This is a genomic window from Kineococcus glutinatus (assembly GCF_039542765.1).
In the GTDB taxonomy this organism is placed as follows: Bacteria; Actinomycetota; Actinomycetes; order Actinomycetales; family Kineococcaceae; genus Kineococcus_A; species Kineococcus_A glutinatus.
Window position 1 is genome coordinate 1 of record NZ_BAABIL010000504.1, and the last position, 770, is coordinate 770.

The window sequence follows — 770 nt, forward strand, 5'->3', positions numbered from 1 at the left end:
ACCGCCCCGGCCACCCCCACGGCCCCGGCCACCCCCGGGGAGGCGACCACCCCGGGCGCGCCCGCACCGGCGCAGCCGACCACCCCCGCCGTCGACACCGCCCCCCCGCAGGGCCGGGCCTTCGCGATCCTCTACGTCCCCCGCTTCGGCGCCGACTACGCCGTGCCCGTCGTCGAGGGCACCGACGCCTCCGACCTCAAGCTCGGCATCGGCCACTACGAGGACACCGCGGCCCCCGGCGAGATCGGCAACCTCGCCCTCGCCGGGCACCGCGTCACCTACGGCAAGCCGTTCAACCTCATCGCCGACCTGCGCGAGGGCGACGCGGTCGTCGTGGCCACCGCCACCGACTGGTTCACCTACCGGGTGCGCAGCTGGGAGGTCGTCGCGCCCTCGGCGGTGCGGGTCATCGCCCCCGTGCCGGGCGAGCCCGGCGCGCAGCCCACCGAGGCCTGGCTGACGATGACCGCCTGCCACCCGATGCACTCGGCGCGGCAGCGCTACGTCGTGCACGCCCTGCTGGAGCAGGTGACCCCGCGCGCGGAGGGGCCCCCCGCGGCGCTGGGCGGCAGCGGCGGGTGAGCCCGGCCCGGGAGGGGTGCGAGGTGCGGACGAGGACGGCGAGCGGGAGGAGACGGCGTGTACGGGTGGTTGTGGCGGCACCTGCCGGGAGCGGTGTGGGTGCGGGTGCTGACGTGCGCGGTGCTCGCCGCGGGGGTGGTCCTGCTGTGCATGGACGTCGTCTTCCCCGCCGTGGCCCCGCTGCTGCC

General features: G+C 77.3%; 1 protein-coding gene. It reads left to right on the top strand.

Features of this window, described 5'->3' with window-relative positions; genetic code table 11:
• Positions 1-582 (top strand): class E sortase (locus ABEB16_RS17140; protein ID WP_345713435.1); only part of this gene is annotated, 582 nt, incomplete at its 5' end.
• Positions 583-770: the final 188 nt, after the last annotated feature.